Origin of the sequence: Streptomyces sp. NPDC006655 (assembly GCF_040703965.1) — a bacterium.
Classification (GTDB): Bacteria; Actinomycetota; Actinomycetes; order Streptomycetales; family Streptomycetaceae; genus Streptomyces.
Genome location: NZ_JBEYJU010000090.1, coordinates 1 through 15383 on the forward strand (window position 1 = coordinate 1; position 15383 = coordinate 15383).

At 70.1% G+C, this 15383-nt stretch carries 14 protein-coding genes; 13 read left to right on the top strand and 1 reads right to left on the bottom strand.

The features are described from left to right. Positions 1-235: 235 nt before the first annotated feature. Positions 236-739, bottom strand: coding sequence for a transcriptional regulator BldD (bldD, locus tag AB0958_RS35230; RefSeq protein WP_020938842.1), 504 nt, complete (start codon positions 737-739; stop codon positions 236-238). 251 nt (positions 740-990) lie between these two features. On the opposite strand from bldD, the gene pyrR reads away from it, so the two are divergent. The 13 genes from pyrR (at position 991) to metK (ending at position 15360) form a co-directional block, all read left to right on the top strand. After that, positions 991-1566: a bifunctional pyr operon transcriptional regulator/uracil phosphoribosyltransferase PyrR gene (pyrR, locus tag AB0958_RS35235; RefSeq protein WP_366894545.1), complete on the top strand. Its 576-nt coding sequence runs from the start codon at positions 991-993 to the stop codon at positions 1564-1566. Positions 1567-1651: 85 nt separating this feature from the next. After that, the gene (locus tag AB0958_RS35240) at positions 1652-2632 is read left to right on the top strand and encodes an aspartate carbamoyltransferase catalytic subunit (protein ID WP_366894546.1); all 981 of its coding nucleotides are present in this window, start codon (positions 1652-1654) and stop codon (positions 2630-2632) included. Positions 2633-2637: 5 nt separating this feature from the next. After that, positions 2638-3924, top strand: a complete 1287-nt coding sequence (locus AB0958_RS35245) for a dihydroorotase (protein WP_366894547.1) — start codon at positions 2638-2640, stop codon at positions 3922-3924. Beyond that, the gene (locus AB0958_RS35250; protein ID WP_132889289.1) at positions 3921-4490 is read left to right on the top strand and encodes a hypothetical protein; all 570 of its coding nucleotides are present in this window, start codon (positions 3921-3923) and stop codon (positions 4488-4490) included. The genes AB0958_RS35245 and AB0958_RS35250 overlap by 4 nt, the downstream gene beginning before the upstream one ends. Then, positions 4487-5644: a glutamine-hydrolyzing carbamoyl-phosphate synthase small subunit gene (gene carA / locus AB0958_RS35255; RefSeq protein ID WP_366894548.1), complete on the top strand. Its 1158-nt coding sequence runs from the start codon at positions 4487-4489 to the stop codon at positions 5642-5644. Before AB0958_RS35250 ends, carA begins: the two co-directional genes overlap by 4 nt. Next, positions 5637-8948: a carbamoyl-phosphate synthase large subunit gene (gene carB / locus AB0958_RS35260; protein ID WP_366894549.1), complete on the top strand. Its 3312-nt coding sequence runs from the start codon at positions 5637-5639 to the stop codon at positions 8946-8948. Before carA ends, carB begins: the two co-directional genes overlap by 8 nt. A gap of 123 nt (positions 8949-9071) precedes the next feature. Further along, entirely contained in the window at positions 9072-10178 is a 1107-nt protein-coding gene (locus AB0958_RS35265; protein ID WP_366894550.1) for a quinone-dependent dihydroorotate dehydrogenase, read from the top strand. Beyond that, positions 10175-11020, top strand: a complete 846-nt coding sequence (gene pyrF, locus AB0958_RS35270; RefSeq protein ID WP_366894551.1) for an orotidine-5'-phosphate decarboxylase — start codon at positions 10175-10177, stop codon at positions 11018-11020. The genes AB0958_RS35265 and pyrF overlap by 4 nt, the downstream gene beginning before the upstream one ends. A 267-nt stretch (positions 11021-11287) precedes the next feature. Then, positions 11288-11611, top strand: coding sequence for an integration host factor (locus tag AB0958_RS35275; RefSeq protein WP_003977346.1), 324 nt, complete (start codon positions 11288-11290; stop codon positions 11609-11611). Positions 11612-11671: 60 nt separating this feature from the next. Next, positions 11672-12265, top strand: a complete 594-nt coding sequence (gmk, locus tag AB0958_RS35280; protein ID WP_366894552.1) for a guanylate kinase — start codon at positions 11672-11674, stop codon at positions 12263-12265. Between the two features lie 51 nt (positions 12266-12316). Further along, complete coding sequence (gene rpoZ, locus AB0958_RS35285) at positions 12317-12589, top strand: DNA-directed RNA polymerase subunit omega (RefSeq protein WP_005319902.1); 273 nt, start codon at positions 12317-12319, stop codon at positions 12587-12589. Between the two features lie 117 nt (positions 12590-12706). Continuing rightward, positions 12707-13912 (top strand): bifunctional phosphopantothenoylcysteine decarboxylase/phosphopantothenate--cysteine ligase CoaBC, encoded by a 1206-nt coding sequence (gene coaBC / locus AB0958_RS35290; protein ID WP_366894553.1) that lies wholly within the window; start codon positions 12707-12709, stop codon positions 13910-13912. Positions 13913-14151: 239 nt separating this feature from the next. Continuing rightward, the gene (gene metK, locus AB0958_RS35295) at positions 14152-15360 is read left to right on the top strand and encodes a methionine adenosyltransferase (RefSeq protein WP_366894554.1); all 1209 of its coding nucleotides are present in this window, start codon (positions 14152-14154) and stop codon (positions 15358-15360) included. The last annotated feature ends 23 nt before the right edge of the window (positions 15361-15383 follow it).

The following is a 15383-nucleotide window of genomic DNA, read 5'->3' on the forward strand; positions in this document are numbered from 1 at the left end:
GAAACCCCAGGAAGATCCGCTCCGCAGCTGCTCGCTGCGGGCCTTCCGGCGTTCCTGTGCCCACGGGGGTGGGTGGTGCGGTTCGGTGGCGGCTGACGGCCGCCTGAGGCTTCTCACGCCCCTGGGGTCGCACCTGCGTCGCTCAAGACGTGAACCTGAGAAAGCCGCCGGGTCGACCGGAACCGTCGAGTTCCGGCCACCCCGGCGGCACGTTTCTGCTCGGGTGTGGTGCGGGTCAGGCGTCCTCGTGGGTGGCGACCGCGCGCCGGGCGTCCGCGTCGAGGACTCCCCAGCTGATCAGCTGCTCCGTGAGGACCGAGGGCGACTGGTCGTAGATGACGGCCAGTGTGCGCAGGTCGTCCTGGCGGATCGACAGCACCTTGCCGTTGTAGTCACCGCGCTGGGACTGGATCGTCGCCGCGTACCGCTGCAGCGGGCCCGCCTTCTCGGCCGGCACGGTGGCCAGCCGCTCCAGGTCGAGGACCAGCTTCGGCGGGGGCTCGGCGGCACCGCCGGGAGTGGTGCCGGGCAGCAGCTCCTGCACCGGGACACCGTAGAAATCCGCCAACTCGGCAAGGCGCTGCACGGTCACGGCACGGTCGCCGCGCTCGTACGAACCGACCACGACGGCCTTCCAGCGACCCTGGGACTTCTCCTCGACACCGTGGAGGGAAAGGCCCTGCTGGGTGCGGATGGCCCGGAGCTTGGCCCCGAGCTGTTTGGCGTATTCGCTGGACATATGGCTCCCCGGACACTGTGTCGACGCGGCCGGCTTGGTTCCCGCCGCGCGGCTGGTAACTCACTGTGAGGTTACGCAGCGTTACTCTCCTGCGTCAAGCCGAATGGTCCGCACCGACTCTTCCGTGCGAGCCATGACCGATTACGCCAAGGGGGTGATCGGGGGCTCTGGGTCACCTGCTACCGTGGATGGCGCAAATCCGACGTCCTTTAAGGTCCGTCCCGTGAGGCGGAGAAGGAGGTCCGTTTCGTATGGACAAGCAGGTAAGGCCTGATCTTCAGGCGTCCGATGCCCGGCCCGTTCTCGAAGGGCCCGACATCGCGCGGGTGCTGACCCGCATCGCCCACGAGATCGTCGAGCGCGCCAAGGGCGCCGACGACGTGGTGCTCCTCGGCATCCCGACCCGTGGCGTCTTCCTCGCCCGGCGGCTCGCCGCCAAGCTGGAGCAGGTCACCGACCGCAAGATCCCCGTCGGCTCGCTCGACATCACCATGTACCGCGACGACCTGCGCATGCACCCGCCGCGCGCGCTGGCCCGCACCGAGATCCCGGGCGACGGCATCGACGGCAGGCTGGTCGTCCTCGTCGACGACGTGCTCTTCTCGGGCCGCACCATCCGCGCCGCCCTCGACGCCCTGAACGACATCGGGCGCCCGCGCGCGGTCCAGCTCGCGGTCCTCGTCGACCGCGGCCACCGCGAACTGCCCATCCGCGCCGACTACGTCGGCAAGAACCTCCCCACGTCGTTGCGGGAGACGGTCAAGGTCCTGCTCGCCGAGGAGGACGGTCGCGACACCGTGCTGCTCGGCGCGAAGCCGGCCCAGTAGCGGACCGAGCGGGTCGCGCCGGTCCGGCGCGCCCAGGTCCGCCCGCAATCTCCCGATATGTGAACTGCCCTACGGAGCCTGACAGATGCAGCGTCATCTCATCTCGGCCGCCGACCTCACCCGCGACGACGCCGTCCTGATCCTCGACACCGCCGAGGAGATGGCCCGGGTCGCCGACCGGCCGATCAAGAAGCTGCCGACCCTGCGCGGCCGCACCGTCGTCAACCTCTTCTTCGAGGACTCGACCCGCACCCGGATCTCCTTCGAGGCCGCCGAGAAGCGCCTCTCCGCCGACGTCATCAACTTCACCGCCAAGGGGTCGAGCGTCTCCAAGGGCGAGTCCCTGAAGGACACTGCCCAGACCCTGGAGGCCATGGGCGTCGACGCCGTCGTCATCCGGCACGGCGCCTCGGGCGCCCCCTACCGCCTCGCCAACTCCGGCTGGATCGACGCCGCCGTCATCAACGCGGGCGACGGCACCCACCAGCACCCCACCCAGGCCCTCCTGGACGCCTTCACCATGCGCCGCCGGCTCGTCGGCCGGGACGCCGGGCTCGGCCAGGACCTGGCCGGCAAGCGCATCACGCTCGTCGGCGACGTGCTGCACAGCCGGGTCGCCCGCTCCAACGTCGACCTGCTGCACACCCTCGGCGCCGAGGTCACCCTGGTCGCCCCGCCCACCCTGGTGCCGGTCGGCGTCGAACACTGGCCCTGCGAGGTGTCCTACGACCTCGACGCCGTCCTTCCCAAGTCCGACGCGGTGATGATGCTGCGCGTGCAGCGCGAGCGCATGAACGCCGCGTTCTTCCCGACCGAGCGCGAGTACTCGCGGCGCTACGGACTCGACGGCGACCGGATGGCGAGGATGCCCGAGCACGCCGTCGTGATGCACCCCGGCCCGATGGTCCGCGGCATGGAGATCACCGCCGAGGTCGCCGACTCCGAGCGCTGCACCGTGGTCGAGCAGGTGGCAAACGGAGTCTCCATCCGGATGGCCGTTCTGTACCTCCTGCTCGGCGGCAACGAACCCGCCGTCAGCCATGCCCGCACCATCGAGGAGAAGTAACACCCATGAGCAAGATCCTGATCCGTGGTGCGAAGGTGCTCGGCGGTGAGCCGCAGGACGTCCTGATCGACGGCGAGGTCGTCGAGGCGGTCGGCGCCGGTCTGTCCGCCGAGGGCGCGGAGGTCGTCGAGGCGTCGGGCAAGGTGCTGCTGCCGGGCCTGGTGGACCTGCACACGCATCTGCGCGAGCCCGGGCGCGAGGACTCCGAGACGGTCCTCACCGGCACCCGCGCGGCCGCGAGCGGCGGCTACACGGCCGTCTTCGCCATGGCCAACACCTTCCCGGTCGCCGACACCGCCGGCGTGGTCGAGCAGGTCTACCGGCTCGGCCGGGAGCACGGCTACTGCGACGTCCAGCCCATCGGCGCCGTCACCGTCGGCCTGGAGGGCAGGAAGCTCGCCGAACTGGGCGCCATGCACGAGTCGGCCGCCGGGGTCACCGTCTTCTCCGACGACGGCAAGTGCGTCGACGACGCCGTGATCATGCGCCGCGCCCTGGAGTACGTGAAGGCCTTCGGCGGGGTGGTCGCCCAGCACGCGCAGGAGCCCCGGCTGACCGAGGGCGCCCAGATGAACGAGGGCGTCGTCTCGGCGGAGCTGGGGCTGGGCGGCTGGCCCGCCGTCGCCGAGGAGTCGATCATCGCACGCGACGTGCTGCTCGCCGAGCACGTCGGGTCCCGGGTCCACATCTGCCACCTGTCGACCGCGGGATCCGTCGAGATCGTCCGCTGGGCCAAGGCCCGGGGCATCGACGTCACCGCCGAGGTCACCCCGCACCACCTGCTCCTCACCGACGAACTGGTGCGGTCCTACAACCCGGTCTACAAGGTCAACCCGCCGCTGCGCACCGAGCGCGACGTGCTGGCGCTGCGCGAGGCCCTCGCCGACGGCACGATCGACATCGTCGCCACCGACCACGCCCCGCACCCGCACGAGGACAAGGACTGCGAGTGGGCCGCGGCCGCCATGGGGATGGTGGGCCTGGAGACCGCCCTGTCCGTGGTCCAGGAGACCATGGTGGACACGGGCCTGCTGACCTGGGCCGGCGTCGCCGACCGGATGTCCGTCAAGCCCGCGCGCATCGGGCAGGCCGCCGGCCACGGCCGTCCCGTCTCGGCTGGTGAGCCCGCCAACCTCACCCTCGTCGACACGGAATACCGTGGCCTCGTGGACCCCGCGGGCTTCGCCTCGCGCAGCCGCAACACCCCGTACGAGGGACGCGAGCTGCCGGGCCGTGTCACCCACACGTGGCTGCGGGGCAAGGCGACGCTCGTGGACGGGAAGCTCACGTGACACCTCTCATCCTGCTGGCAGACGAGAAGAAGTCGGCCGCGGTCACCGACTGGGCCGCGCGCATCGGCTGGCTGGTCGGCCTGGCGCTCTTCGTCGCGCTCGTCTACTGGCTGATGCGCGAGGGCTGGAAATGGCGCGGCACCCTCCAGGGCGACCTGCCCGCGCTGCCCAGCGCGCCGGACGACCCCGGTGCCGTGAGACTGACCATGAGCGGCCGCTACCACGGCTCCACCACCGCCGGGCAGTGGCTGGACCGCATCGTGGCCCAAGGCCTCGGCTCCCGCAGCCGGGCCGAGCTCACCCTGACCGACGCGGGCCTGGACGTCGTACGCCCCGGGGCGAGCGACTTCTTCATCCCCGCCGACGCGCTCCGCGAGGCCCTGCTGGGCAAGGGCATCGCGGGCAAGGTCCTCACCGAGGGCGGACTCCTCGTGGTGACCTGGGCGCACGGCGACAAGCTGATCGACTCCGGTTTCCGCTCCGACCACGCGGCCGAGCACACCGAGTGGGTCGACGCCATCAACTCCATGATCAAAACCAACAGCACGGAAGGCGCCGAACGATGACGACCTCCACAAGGGGAACCGCCAAGGCTCCCGCCGTACTCGTCCTGGAGGACGGCCGGATCTTCCGCGGCCGCGCCTACGGGGCCGTGGGGGAGACCTTCGGCGAGGCCGTGTTCTCCACCGGCATGACCGGCTACCAGGAGACCCTCACCGACCCCTCCTACGACCGCCAGATCGTGGTCGCCACCGCCCCCCAGATCGGCAACACGGGGTGGAACGACGAGGACGACGAGTCCGGCCGCATCTGGGTCTCCGGCTACGTCGTGCGCGACCCCGCGCGCGTGCCCTCCAACTGGCGCTCCAGGCGCTCCCTGGACGACGAACTGGTCGCCCAGGGCGTGGTCGGCATCTCCGGTATCGACACCCGCGCCCTCACCCGCCACCTGCGCGAGCGCGGCTCCATGCGGTCCGGGATCTTCTCCGGCGAGGCGATCGCCCCCGACGCCGAGCTGGTCGAGCGCGTGCAGGCCCAGCCGCACATGAAGGGCGCCAGCCTCTACGAGGAGGTCGCCACCAAGGAGGCCTACGTCGTCCCGGCCGTCGGGGAGAAGCGATTCACCGTCGCCGCCGTCGACCTCGGCATCAAGGGCATGACCCCGCAGCGGATGGCCGAGCGGGGCATCGAGGTGCACGTGCTGCCCGCGACCGCCACGGTGGAGGACGTCTACGCCGTCTCCCCGGACGGGGTGTTCTTCTCCAACGGCCCCGGCGACCCAGCCACGGCCGACGGCCCGGTGGCCCTGATGACCGCCGTCCTGGAGCGGAAGACCCCGCTCTTCGGCATCTGCTTCGGCAACCAGATCCTCGGCCGCGCGCTCGGCTTCGGCACCTACAAGCTGAAGTACGGCCACCGGGGCATCAACCAGCCGGTCCAGGACCGTACGACCGGCAAGGTCGAGGTCACCGCGCACAACCACGGGTTCGCCGTGGACGCGCCGCTCGACAAGGTCAGCGAGACGAGGTTCGGCCGCGCCGAGGTCTCGCACGTCTGCCTGAACGACGACGTCGTGGAAGGCCTGCAACTGCTGGACCAGCCGGCCTTCTCCGTCCAGTACCACCCCGAAGCGGCAGCGGGCCCGCACGACGCCGCCTACCTGTTCGACCGCTTCACGTCTTTGATGAGCACCGCTTCGATGGAGGGCCAGCGTGCCTAAGCGCACCGATATCCAGTCCGTCCTGGTCATCGGCTCCGGCCCGATCGTCATCGGCCAGGCAGCCGAGTTCGACTACTCCGGTACCCAGGCCTGCCGTGTGCTGCGTGCCGAGGGCCTGCGGGTCATCCTGGTCAACTCCAACCCGGCGACGATCATGACCGACCCGGAGATCGCCGACGCGACCTATGTCGAGCCGATCACCCCGGAGTTCGTCGAGAAGATCATCGCGAAGGAGCGTCCCGACGCGCTGCTGCCCACCCTGGGCGGTCAGACGGCTCTGAACACCGCGATCTCGCTCGACGAGAACGGTGTCCTGGCCAAGTACGGTGTCGAGCTGATCGGCGCCAACGTCGAGGCCATCAACAAGGGCGAGGACCGCGACCTGTTCAAGGAGGTCGTGGAGGAGGTCCGCAAGAAGATCGGGCACGGCGAGTCGGCCCGCTCGGTCATCTGCCACACCATGGACGAGGTCATCGCGGGCGTCGAGGAGCTCGGCGGCGGTTACCCGGTCGTGGTGCGTCCCTCGTTCACGATGGGCGGCGCCGGTTCCGGTTTCGCGCACGACGAGGAGGAGCTGCGCCGGATCGCCGGTCAGGGCCTGACGCTGTCGCCGACCACCGAGGTGCTCCTGGAGGAGTCCATCCTGGGGTGGAAGGAGTACGAGCTGGAGCTGATGCGCGACAAGCACGACAACGTGGTGGTCGTCTGCTCCATCGAGAACTTCGACCCCATGGGCGTGCACACCGGTGACTCGATCACCGTCGCCCCGGCGATGACGCTGACCGACCGCGAGTACCAGATCCTGCGGGACATCGGCATCGCCGTGATCCGTGAGGTCGGTGTGGACACGGGCGGCTGCAACATCCAGTTCGCGGTGAACCCGGAGGACGGCCGGGTCATCGTCATCGAGATGAACCCGCGTGTGTCGCGGTCCTCGGCGCTGGCCTCCAAGGCGACCGGCTTCCCGATCGCGAAGATCGCGGCGAAGCTGGCCGTCGGCTACACCCTGGACGAGATCCCGAACGACATCACGCAGGAGACCCCGGCCTCCTTCGAGCCCACGCTCGACTACGTGGTCGTCAAGGCGCCGCGGTTCGCGTTCGAGAAGTTCCCGCAGGCGGACTCGACGCTGACCACGACCATGAAGTCGGTCGGTGAGGCGATGGCCATCGGCCGGAACTTCCCCGAGGCCTTCCAGAAGGCGCTGCGCTCGCTGGAGAAGAAGGGCAGCCAGTTCACGTTCGTCGGCGACCCGGGTGACAAGCGGACGCTGCTGGTCGAGGCGGTGCGGCCCACCGACGGCCGGATCAACACCGTCATGCAGGCCATCCGCGCGGGCGCCACCCCCGAGGAGGTCTTCGAGTACACGAAGATCGACCCGTGGTTCGTGGACCAGCTGTTCCTGATCAAGGAGATCGCCGACGAGCTGGCCGGGGCCGCCGAGCTGAGCGCCGACCTGCTGGCCGAGGCCAAGCGGCACGGCTTCTCCGACCAGCAGATCGCCGAGATCCGCGGCCTGCGCGAGGACGTGGTGCGCGAGGTGCGGCACGCGCTCGGGGTGCGCCCGGTCTACAAGACGGTCGACACCTGCGCCGCCGAGTTCGCCGCGAAGACGCCGTACTTCTACTCCTCCTACGACGAGGAGAGCGAGGTCGCGCCGCGCCAGAAGCCGGCCGTCATCATCCTGGGCTCCGGCCCGAACCGGATCGGCCAGGGCATCGAGTTCGACTACTCGTGCGTGCACGCCTCCTTCGCCCTGGCGGACGCGGGCTACGAGACGGTCATGGTCAACTGCAATCCGGAGACCGTCTCCACCGACTACGACACCTCCGACCGGCTGTACTTCGAGCCGCTCACCCTGGAGGACGTCCTGGAGATCGTGCACGCCGAGCAGCAGGCCGGCCCGGTCGCGGGCGTGGTCGTGCAACTGGGCGGGCAGACCCCGCTGGGCCTGTCGCAGGCGCTGAAGGACAACGGCGTGCCGATCGTGGGCACGTCCCCGGAGGCGATCCACGCGGCCGAGGACCGGGGCGCGTTCGGGCGGGTGCTGGCCGAGGCGGGCCTGCCGGCGCCCAAGCACGGCACGGCCACCACCTTCACCGAGGCCAAGGCCATCGCCGACGAGATCGGCTACCCGGTACTCGTGCGGCCCTCCTACGTCCTCGGTGGCCGGGGCATGGAGATCGTCTACGACGAGATGCGGCTGGAGGCGTACATCGCCGAGTCGACCGAGATCAGCCCCACCCGGCCGGTCCTGGTCGACCGGTTCCTGGACGACGCGATCGAGATCGACGTCGACGCCCTCTACGACGGCCAGGAGCTGTACCTCGGCGGTGTCATGGAGCACATCGAGGAAGCCGGCATCCACTCCGGCGACTCGGCGTGCGCGCTGCCCCCGATCACGCTGGGCGGCTTCGACATCAAGCGGCTGCGGGCCTCCACCGAGGCCATCGCCCGCGGCGTCGGCGTCCGCGGCCTGATCAACATCCAGTTCGCGATGGCCGGGGACATCCTCTACGTCCTGGAAGCCAACCCGCGTGCCTCCCGCACGGTCCCCTTCACCTCGAAGGCGACCGCGGTGCCCCTGGCGAAGGCCGCCGCCCGGATCTCGCTGGGCGCCACCGTCGCCGAACTGCGCGCCGAGGGCCTGCTGCCCGCCCGCGGCGACGGCGGCGAGCTGCCCTTCGACGCGCCGATCTCCGTCAAGGAAGCGGTCATGCCCTGGTCGCGGTTCCGCGACATCCAGGGCCGTGGCGTGGACACCGTGCTGGGCCCGGAGATGCGCTCCACCGGCGAGGTCATGGGCATCGACTCCGTCTTCGGCACCGCCTACGCCAAGTCCCAGGCCGGAGCGTACGGTCCGCTGCCGACCAAGGGCCGCGCGTTCATCTCGGTCGCCAACCGCGACAAGCGGTCGATGATCTTCCCGGCGCGGGAGCTGGTCGCCCACGGCTTCGAACTCCTCGCCACCTCCGGCACCGCCGAGGTGCTCAAGCGCAACGGCATCAACGCCACCGTCGTGCGCAAGCAGTCCGAGGGGATCGGGCCGAACGGCGAGAAGACCATCGTCCAGCTCATCCACGACGGCGACGTCGACCTCATCGTCAACACCCCGTACGGCACGGGGGGTCGCCTGGACGGGTACGAGATCCGGACCGCGGCGGTGGCCCGGTCGGTGCCGTGCCTGACCACCGTGCAGGCGCTGGCCGCGGCCGTGCAGGGGATCGACGCGCTGAACCACGGGGACGTGGGGGTGCGGTCGCTCCAGGAGCACGCGGAGAGGTTGACGGCCGCGAGGGACTGAGAGGGTCGTAGTGAGGCTGCGGGCCGCCTTGTGGCTGGTCGCGCAGTTCCCCGCGCCCCCTTCGGGGCGCTCGGCTGAGGGGGGACTCCGGAAACGGCGTCCCCCCTTCGTGTGAGGACATCGATGTACAAGATCTTCTTCCAGCTCGTCTTCCGGCGAATGGATCCCGAAGCCGCCCACCACCTCGCCTTCCGGTGGATCCGGCTCGTCGCCCGCATCCCCGTGCTGCGGACCTTCGTCGCCGCCGCGCTCGCGCCCCGCTACAAGGAACTGCGCACCGAGGCCTTCGGGCTGCGGATGCACGGGCCGTTCGGGCTCGCGGCCGGGTTCGACAAGAACGCCGTGGCGATCGACGGGATGTCGATGCTCGGGTTCGACCACGTCGAGATCGGGACCGTGACCGGCGAGGCCCAGCCCGGCAATCCCAGGAAGCGGCTGTTCCGGCTGGTCGCCGACCGGGCGCTGATCAACCGCATGGGCTTCAACAACGACGGTTCGCTGACCGTCGCCGCCCGGCTCGCGACCCGGGAGCCCGTCTTCAGGACCGTCGTGGGCGTCAACATCGGCAAGACCAAGGCGGTACCCGAGGCCGAGGCGGTGGGCGACTACGTGAAGTCCGCCGAGCGGCTCGCGCCGTACGCCGACTACGTGGTCGTGAACGTCTCGTCACCGAACACGCCGGGGCTGCGCAACCTGCAGGCCACCGAGGCGCTCAGGCCGCTGCTGAGCGCCGTCCGCGAGGCCGCCGACCGGGTCGTGGCCCACCGCAGGGTCCCGCTGCTGGTGAAGATCGCGCCCGATCTCGCCGACGAGGACGTGGACGCCGTCGCCGACCTGGCCGTGGAGCTGGGCCTGGACGGGATCATCGCGACCAACACCACCATCGCGCGCGACGGGCTGGGGCTGCGGTCCGACCCGGCCCTGGTGAAGGAGACCGGCGGGCTCTCCGGGGCGCCGCTGAAGGCGCGCTCACTGGAGGTGCTGCGGCGCCTCTACGCGCGCGTGGGCGACCGGATCACCCTGGTGGGCGTCGGCGGCGTGGAGAACGCCGAGGACGCCTGGCAGCGCATCCTGGCCGGCGCCACGCTGGTCCAGGGCTACAGCGCCTTCGTCTACGAGGGGCCGTTCTACGCTCGTGCCCTGCACAAGGGTCTCGCGGCGCGCCTGCGCACCAGCCCGTACGCCAGCCTCGCCGACGCGGTCGGCGCCGACGTGAGGAAGACCGTATGAGCCCCCTGGAGCCCTTCGGCGCGCGGCTGCGCCGTGTGATGGACGAGCGGGGTCCGCTGTGCGTCGGCATCGACCCGCACGCCTCGCTGCTCTCCGAGTGGGGTCTGGACGACGACGTGGCGGGTCTGGAGCGGTTCAGCCGCACCGTCGTCGAGGCGGTGGCCGACCGGGTCGCCGTCATGAAGCCGCAGAGCGCGTTCTTCGAGCGGTTCGGCTCGCGCGGGGTGGCCGTTCTGGAACGGGTGGTGCAGGAGGCGCGGGCGGCCGGGACGCTGGTCGTCATGGACGCCAAGCGCGGTGACATCGGCTCCACCATGGCCGGGTACGCGGAGGCCTTCCTCGGCAAGGACGCCCCGCTGTTCTCGGACGCCCTGACCGTCTCGCCGTACCTCGGCTACGGCTCGCTCAGCCCGGCCGTCGCGCTGGCCCGGGAGAGCGGCGCCGGCCTGTTCGTGCTGGCGCTCACCTCCAACCCGGAGGGGCCCGAGGTGCAGCACGCGGTCCGCGGGGACGGACGCACGGTCGGCGCGACCATGCTGGCCCACCTCGCCGCCGAGAACGCGGGGGAGGAGCCGCTGGGCTCCTTCGGTGCCGTCGTGGGCGCCACGGTCGGCGACCTGTCGTCGTACGACCTCGACATCAACGGTCCGCTCCTCGCGCCCGGGGTCGGTGCGCAGGGGGCGACGGCGGCCGACCTGCCCAGGGTCTTCGGGGCGGCCGTGCGCAACGTGATTCCGAACGTGAGCCGAGGTGTTTTGCGTCACGGTCCCGACGTCGGCGCCCTGCGGGCGGCCGCGGAGCGGTTCGCGGGTGAGATCCAACACGTCGTCGCAGGTCGGTGACTCCTCCGAGAAGCGCCCCGGCGGGCGCTTCGGCGGCGGCCCGAACGTGAATACATCCTCAAATCCCGGGCAGTATGTCTGAAATGTCCGGCCTGACGGAGGCTGACCAGGACTTTTCCGCTGTTCTCGCTGACTCCGGCGGACTTGCCCGCTAGTCTCCGAGCAGAGTCAACGGGCAAGCGTGTTGCTCGTAGCTCCCCAGGTGTGGGGCGACTAGGTTCCTCACCGGTCCGTATCCGACAGTTCGACATCCGAGGTGACGTAGGCGTGGCTCTTCCGCCCCTTACCCCTGAACAGCGCGCAGCCGCGCTCGAAAAGGCCGCCGCGGCTCGCCGGGAGCGGGCCGAGGTCAAGAATCGACTCAAGCACTCCGGCGCCTCTCTTCACGAGGTCATCAAGCAGGGCCAGGAAAACGACGTCATCGGCAAGATGAAGGTTTCCGCCCTGCTCGAGTCCCTGCCGGGCGTGGGCAAGGTCCGCGCCAAGCAGATCATGGAGCGTCTCGGGATCTCCGAGAGCCGCCGCGTGCGTGGCCTCGGCTCCAACCAGATCGCCTCCCTGGAGCGCGAGTTCGGCAGCACCGGCTCCTGATCGCCGAGCTGCCCGGGAGGGCCGTCCCGGGCAACCCGCGATTGCTGGAATAATCGCTGCATGGCTGCAACATTCCGGGGGACGACCCCCGAGCCCCCGGACGTACGTCCGCGACTGACCGTGCTCTCCGGCCCCTCAGGGGTCGGCAAGAGCACGGTCGTCGCCCATATGCGCAAGGCCCACCCGGAGGTCTGGCTCTCGGTCTCGGCCACCACCCGCAAGCCCCGCCCCGGTGAGAAGCACGGGGTCCACTACTTCTTCGTCTCCGACGACGAGATGGACAAGCTGATCGCCAACGGCGAACTCCTGGAGTGGGCCGAGTTCGCGGGCAACCGCTACGGCACGCCGCGCGCGGCCGTGCTCGAGCACCTGGAGTCCGGTGTGCCGGTCCTCCTGGAGATCGACCTCCAGGGCGCCCGACAGGTCCGCGAGACCATGCCCGAGGGCCGGCTGGTGTTCCTGGCCCCGCCCTCCTGGGAGGAGCTGGTGCGCAGGCTCACCGGGCGCGGCACCGAGGCGCCCGAGGTGATCGAGCGGCGGCTGGACGCGGCCAAGGTCGAGCTCGCGGCGGAGCCGGAGTTCGACGAGACGCTGGTCAACACCTCCGTCGAGGACGTGGCGCGCGAGCTGCTAGCCTTGATGGACGTTGTGTGATCGTCGCTGATCATTCAGACTGAATCTTTCCCATCCATCGGAAGGCAGAGCGTGTCCTCTTCCATCACCGCGCCCGAGGGCATCATCAACCCTCCGATCGACGAGCTCCTCGAGGCCACCGACTCGAAGTACAGCCTCGTGATCTACGCGGCCAAGCGCGCCCGTCAGATCAACGCGTACTACTCGCAGCTCGGCGAGGGCCTCCTCGAGTACGTCGGTCCGCTCGTCGACACCCACGTCCACGAGAAGCCGCTCTCCATCGCCCTGCGCGAGATCAACGCGGGTCTGCTGACGTCCGAGGCCATCGAGGGCCCGGCGCAGTAGTACTTTCGTATTGCTGTTGACTTATCCACAGGCCCGGCAGTCACGCTGCCGGGCCTGTGGTGTGTCATGGAGTCGTGAGTTCGTCGTGAGTTCGTGGATTCGTCGAATGGAGGCCCGGTGAGCAAGCCGAAGGTCGTGCTGGGGGTCAGTGGCGGCATCGCCGCCTACAAGGCCTGTGAGCTGCTGAGAAGGTTCACCGAGTCGGGTCACGACGTCCGGGTCGTGCCGACCGCCTCCGCGCTGCACTTCGTCGGCGCCGCCACCTGGTCCGCGCTCTCCGGCAACCCGGTCTCCACCGAGGTCTGGGACCACGTCGAGGAGGTCCCGCACGTCCGGATCGGCCAGCACGCCGACCTGGTCGTCGTCGCCCCGGCCACCGCCGACACGCTCGCCAGGGCGGCCCACGGCCTCGCCGACGACCTGCTCACCAACACCCTGCTCACGGCCCGCTGCCCGGTCGTCTTCGCGCCCGCGATGCACACCGAGATGTGGGAGCACCCGGCCACCCAGGAGAACGTGGCCACGCTGCGCCGCCGCGGCGCAGTCGTCGTCGAGCCCGCGGTCGGCCGGCTCACCGGCGTCGACACCGGCAAGGGCCGGCTGCCCGACCCGGGGGAGATCTTCGAGGTCTGCCGCCGGGTCCTGGCCCGGGGCGTCACCGAGCCCGACCTGAAGGGCCGCCACGTCGTCGTCTCCGCCGGCGGCACCCGGGAACCCCTCGACCCCGTCCGCTTCCTCGGCAACCGCTCCTCGGGCAAGCAGGGCTACGCCCTCGCCCGTACGGCCGCCGCCCGGGGTGCCCGGGTGACCCTGGTCGCCGCGAACACCACCGGCCTGCCGGACCCGGCGGGCGTGGACGTCGTCCCGGTCGGCACGGCCGTACAGCTGCGCGAGGCGGTGCTGAAGGCCGCCGCGGACGCCGACGCCGTGGTGATGGCCGCGGCCGTCGCCGACTTCCGGCCCGCGGTCTACGCGTCCGGAAAGATCAAGAAGAAGGACGGCCAGGAGCCCGAGCCGATCGTGCTGGTGCGGAATCCGGACATCCTCGCGGAGATCTCGGCCGACCGGGCGCGGCCCGGACAGGTGATCGTCGGCTTCGCCGCCGAGACCGACGACGTCCTCGCCAACGGCCGCGCCAAGCTGGCCCGCAAGGGCTGCGACCTGCTCGTCGTGAACGAGGTGGGGGAGCGCAAGACCTTCGGCTCCGAGGAGAACGAGGCCGTGGTGCTCGGTGCCGACGGCAGCGAGACACCGGTGCCGCACGGGCCCAAGGAGGCGCTCGCCGACGTGGTGTGGGATCTGGCGGCGGCCCGTTTGGGTTAACTTTTTCTGGCCATTTGTCAACTTACTGAGAGGTCGCATTCCGGCGCGATGGCTCTGGCCAAGGCCGCCGGCCATTGGGCAGAATGCCCGTGCCGCAGGTCACAGCACTCCCGAGTGTCGAGACAGGTGGGCTTGCGGCAGAGTGCGACCGATAAACTGTTCTCGGACGACGCCCGGGTGCAGCCCCCGTGTCGTCCGCCAATGATCAGCCAGCAGCCGCTGCAACCCCAGGGAGCGTTGTGTCCCGTCGCCTGTTCACCTCGGAGTCCGTGACCGAGGGTCACCCCGACAAGATCGCTGACCAGATCAGCGACACCATTCTCGACGCGCTTCTGCGGGAGGACCCGACCTCCCGGGTCGCCGTCGAGACGCTGATCACCACCGGCCTCGTGCACGTGGCCGGCGAGGTCACGACCAAGACGTACGCGGACATCGCGACGCTGGTCCGCAACAAGATCCTCGAGATCGGTTACGACTCGTCGAAGAAGGGCTTCGACGGCGCCTCCTGCGGCGTCTCGGTGTCGATCGGCGCACAGTCCCCCGACATCGCCCAGGGCGTGGACACGGCCTACGAGAAGCGTGTCGAGGGCGACGAGGACGAGCTCGACAAGCAGGGTGCCGGTGACCAGGGCCTGATGTTCGGCTACGCGACGGACGAGACGCCGACGCTGATGCCGCTGCCGATCTTCCTGGCGCACCGTCTGTCCAAGCGCCTGTCCGAGGTCCGCAAGAACGGCACCATCCCCTACCTGCGCCCCGACGGCAAGACCCAGGTCACCATCGAGTACGACGGCGACAAGGCCGTCCGTCTCGACACGGTCGTGGTCTCCAGCCAGCACGCCTCGGACATCGACCTGGAGTCGCTGCTCGCCCCCGACATCCGCGAGTTCGTGGTGGAGGCGGAGCTGAAGGCGCTGCTCGAGGACGGCATCAAGCTGGACACCGAGAACTACCGTCTGCTGGTCAACCCGACCGGCCGTTTCGAGATCGGCGGCCCGATGGGCGACGCGGGTCTGACCGGCCGCAAGATCATCATCGACACCTACGGCGGTATGGCCCGCCACGGTGGCGGTGCGTTCTCGGGCAAGGACCCGTCCAAGGTCGACCGCTCGGCCGCGTACGCGATGCGCTGGGTCGCCAAGAACGTGGTCGCGGCGGGTCTGGCCGCCCGCTGCGAGGTCCAGGTCGCGTACGCGATCGGCAAGGCCGAGCCGGTGGGTCTGTTCGTGGAGACCTTCGGCACCGCCAAGATCGACCACGAGAAGATCGAGAAGGCGATCGACGAGGTCTTCGACCTGCGTCCGGCCGCGATCATCCGTGACCTCGACCTGCTCCGTCCGATCTACGCCCAGACCGCGGCGTACGGTCACTTCGGCCGTGAACTCCCCGACTTCACGTGGGAGCGCACGGACCGCGTGGACGCCCTGCGCAAGGCCGCCGGCCTCTGAGGCGGACAGCGGTAGGGCAGTCG

Excerpts from the sequence above, each read along its gene's own strand:
- carA (WP_366894548.1), top strand. The coding sequence starts at position 4,487 with ATGACGACCTCCACAAGGGGAACCGCCAAGGCTCCCGCCGTACTCGTC.
- pyrR (WP_366894545.1), top strand. The coding sequence starts at position 991 with ATGGACAAGCAGGTAAGGCCTGATCTTCAGGCGTCCGATGCCCGGCCC.
- bldD (WP_020938842.1), bottom strand. The coding sequence starts at position 739 with ATGTCCAGCGAATACGCCAAACAGCTCGGGGCCAAGCTCCGGGCCATC.
- pyrF (WP_366894551.1), top strand. The coding sequence starts at position 10,175 with ATGAGCCCCCTGGAGCCCTTCGGCGCGCGGCTGCGCCGTGTGATGGAC.
- gmk (WP_366894552.1), top strand. The coding sequence starts at position 11,672 with ATGGCTGCAACATTCCGGGGGACGACCCCCGAGCCCCCGGACGTACGT.
- AB0958_RS35240 (WP_366894546.1), top strand. The coding sequence starts at position 1,652 with ATGCAGCGTCATCTCATCTCGGCCGCCGACCTCACCCGCGACGACGCC.
- AB0958_RS35245 (WP_366894547.1), top strand. The coding sequence starts at position 2,638 with ATGAGCAAGATCCTGATCCGTGGTGCGAAGGTGCTCGGCGGTGAGCCG.
- AB0958_RS35265 (WP_366894550.1), top strand. The coding sequence starts at position 9,072 with ATGTACAAGATCTTCTTCCAGCTCGTCTTCCGGCGAATGGATCCCGAA.